3 protein-coding genes are annotated in these 2950 nt (G+C 67.5%); 2 read left to right on the top strand and 1 reads right to left on the bottom strand.

Translation table 11 applies throughout. The annotated features are described in order from the left end of the window. Together Q0520_RS12175 and Q0520_RS08840 are read left to right on the top strand one after the other, a co-directional pair. Positions 1-720, top strand: a 720-nt coding sequence (locus Q0520_RS12175; protein WP_342765261.1) for a GNAT family N-acetyltransferase, incomplete at its 5' end; no start/stop codon positions are given. A gap of 65 nt (positions 721-785) precedes the next feature. Further along, positions 786-2459 (top strand): bifunctional UDP-sugar hydrolase/5'-nucleotidase, encoded by a 1674-nt coding sequence (locus tag Q0520_RS08840; RefSeq protein WP_298669010.1) that lies wholly within the window; start codon positions 786-788, stop codon positions 2457-2459. On the opposite strand, the gene Q0520_RS08835 is transcribed toward Q0520_RS08840, so the two are convergent. After that, positions 2436-2950, bottom strand: a 515-nt coding sequence (locus tag Q0520_RS08835) for a DUF2115 family protein (RefSeq protein WP_298669007.1), incomplete at its 5' end; no start/stop codon positions are given. The genes Q0520_RS08840 and Q0520_RS08835 overlap by 24 nt on opposite strands.

Genomic DNA, 2950 nt, shown 5'->3' with positions numbered 1-2950 from the left:
GCGGAGATGGACGTCCTCATCAGGGACGCCGAGGAGCGCCTCGCCGGACTGAAGGACCGCCTCGAAGAGGAGGGCGTGAGGGTGCAGACACTCCTCAGGGTCGGGCCCGCGGCCGACGAGATCTGCGAGGTCGCCGCGGGGGCGGGTGTCTCCCTCGTCCTGCTGCCGCGCCTCGGGCGGACCGACTACATCACGAACATTCCCATCGGAGGCACGGCCGCGGACGTCGCGAAAAGGGCGGGGGTGCCGGTCTGCGTCATCGTCCCGGCCCTCGACTTCGATATCGCGGTCAGGGAGATCGACGCCGCCGAGTTCCCCCTCGTCGACGAGGTCTGGACGCACTACCGCGGGCAGAAAGCCGACCCTGCCACAGACCGGATCTTCGGCCTCTTTGTCGAGGGCACCCTCGCCTCCGTGGCACGGTGCCGCCGCCACCCCGACGGTTTCGAGGTCGACGGCGTCTTCACCCCGCCGGAGTTCAGGGGGAGGGGGTACGCGAAGCAGGTGGTCGCCGCGCTCGTCTCCGCCTGCGGGGGGGAGGCCCTGTACATGCACTCCACCCTCGAACTCGTCGGTTTCTACGGCAGTTTCGGCTTTGTGAAGATCCCGGAGAGCAGTCTCCCGACGACGATCAGGGAGAGGTACGCCTTCGCCATGGGCGAGATGGCCGGGTCGAATGTGCAGCCCATGATGCGGCCTGCCGGCGGCGGGGCGCCGTAACGCGTCCTCCGTCCTCCCGGAGAAAAGAAAAAACCATATCTCCCGGCCTCCCGCACCTGTGAAGAGTGAAAAAAACATTCTCTCTTTCTCCCGGCATGAAGGTCGGCGTGCTCCTCCTCGCCGCCGCCCTCATCGGCCTCTTCGTCTTCGCTGCGGCCTCCCTCCCCCCTCAGGACGGGAGGAAAGAGGTCGCCGTCATGACGACGGCAGACCTCCACGGCCATATCTTTCCCTACGCGAACGCGACGGGCGCGACCGTCGGCGGCCTCGAGAGGATCGCGGGCGCAAAAGATGCGGTCGCACGGGATGCCGACGGGTGGGTCCTGGTCTCGGCCGGAGACGACCTGACCGGTCCCCTGTACGCCACCTATGGCGGCGAACCAGAACTGGGGGCCATGACCCTTGCCGGGTACACCGCGGCCTGTCCGGGCAACCATGAGTTCGACTTCGGGGCGGCGCACTACCTGAACGCCACCCGCCACGCCGGGTTCCCCCTCCTCTCGGCCAATCTCAGGATCAACGATTCCGACCTCGCAGCGGTGATCAGGCCCTCGACGGTCATCGACGTCGACGGGGTACGCTGCGGGTTCTTCGGCCTGATCACCCCCGACCTCGCTGTCATCACCAGTCCCGGCCCCAATGTCACGGTCGACCCCGACTATGTCGGCGTGGCGAGGGAGGAGGTCAGGGCCCTCAGGGAGGACGGCGCCGAGATCGTCGTCGCCCTCTCGCATATGGGCACTGCCTGCGACGAGGACCTCGCCCGGCAGGTGGAGGGGATCGACCTCGTCGTCGGCGGGCACGACCACACCTATGTCTGCGAGAGCGTTGCGGGACCGGGCGGGTGGACGACGGTCATCGTCCATGACGGCAGTCAGGGCGAGAACCTCGGCGTCCTGAGGTTCGCGTTCACCGGCGACGGGATCGAGGACTGGCAATGGGAGACGGTGCCGATGGACGGCGCCGTCGCGTCCAACCCTGTGGTCAGCGACTACCTCGCACCCTTCAGGGAGGCGATGGAGAAGCAGGGCGAGGAGGCGATCGGCGAGAGCACGGTGGCGGTCGACGCCGTGAAAGCGCACCTGCGCACCGGGGAGATGCCCCTCGGCGACCTGATCGCCGATGCAGGTCTTGCATGGTTCGGGGACGCCGACATCGCCGTCATCAACAGCGGCGGCATCAGGGGCGACCGCGTCTTCCCGGCAGGTCCGATCACCCACGGGATGCTCTCCGAGGTCCTCCCCTTCGGGAACGAGGTCGTCATCGTCAGGATGAACGGGACAGAGGTGCGCCGGATCTTCGAGATGAGCGCCTCGGCTCTCGGCCCGGATTTCAAGGGCATTCAGGCGTCCGGGTTCCTCCAGGTCGGCGGGGTGCGGGCGACCATCGACACGGCGAGGCCGGCATATGCCGCGGTCTATGAGGGAAAAGAGGTGCAGGAGGTGCTGTGCGAGGGGTCGAGGGTCGTATCGATCCTTGTCCGGGAGGGCGACAGATGGGTGCCGGTCGAGGACGACAGGGAATACACTGTCCTGGTCAACGACTATCTTGCAGGGGGAGGGGACGGGTATGCCCTCTTCGCCGCAATCCCTGATGATAGAAAACTCAGGACCGGGATCACGGTCCTTGAAACCGTCGAGGCATATGTCAGGGCGCAGACACCCCTCACCCCTGTCACGGAGGGACGGATCGTCCTCGCCGGCGGCGGGTCCCCCTCACCCGTGGTAGTCCCGGCGTGACTTTTCGATGACCCCGAGTCTCTCTATCCTCTCCTCCGCACCGGCGCCGTGGAGGGCGCGGCTGCCGGTGTCCTGCCGCGCCGGGCAGAAGGGGCAGAGCGAGTAGGGGACATCGTCTTCCTTCTCCCGCACCGGGCAGTAGTACTCCCCGCCCTCCTCGTAGACTTCGAGTCCGCCCGGAAAGGGCGTGCCCGGCGGGTGCGCCGGACGGCCGCGGACGTACATCGTGAAGGCGGCGAGGAGATAGGTGAGAAAGAGGAGGTCGGCAGGTTTCCCTGCCCCTCCCCGCGTCCGGCAGGCGTCGGCGACCATCGCCGCATAGGCCGGGAGGTCGGCCGCGACCTGGCCCTCGGGCACCTGCCCCTCCCGGCAGAGGAGGAGGATGTCGTGATACGCCCCGACCGTCTCCTCCCGCACCTTCGGTATGAGGCGGCGACGGTAGGCAGGGTCGAGCGCCTCCGTCTTCCTCTCGAAGTTCCGCACCATAGCCT

Source organism: uncultured Methanofollis sp., from assembly GCF_937919355.1.
Lineage (GTDB): Archaea > Halobacteriota > Methanomicrobia > Methanomicrobiales > Methanofollaceae > Methanofollis.
This window is presented reverse-complemented; position numbering and strand designations above follow the sequence as displayed.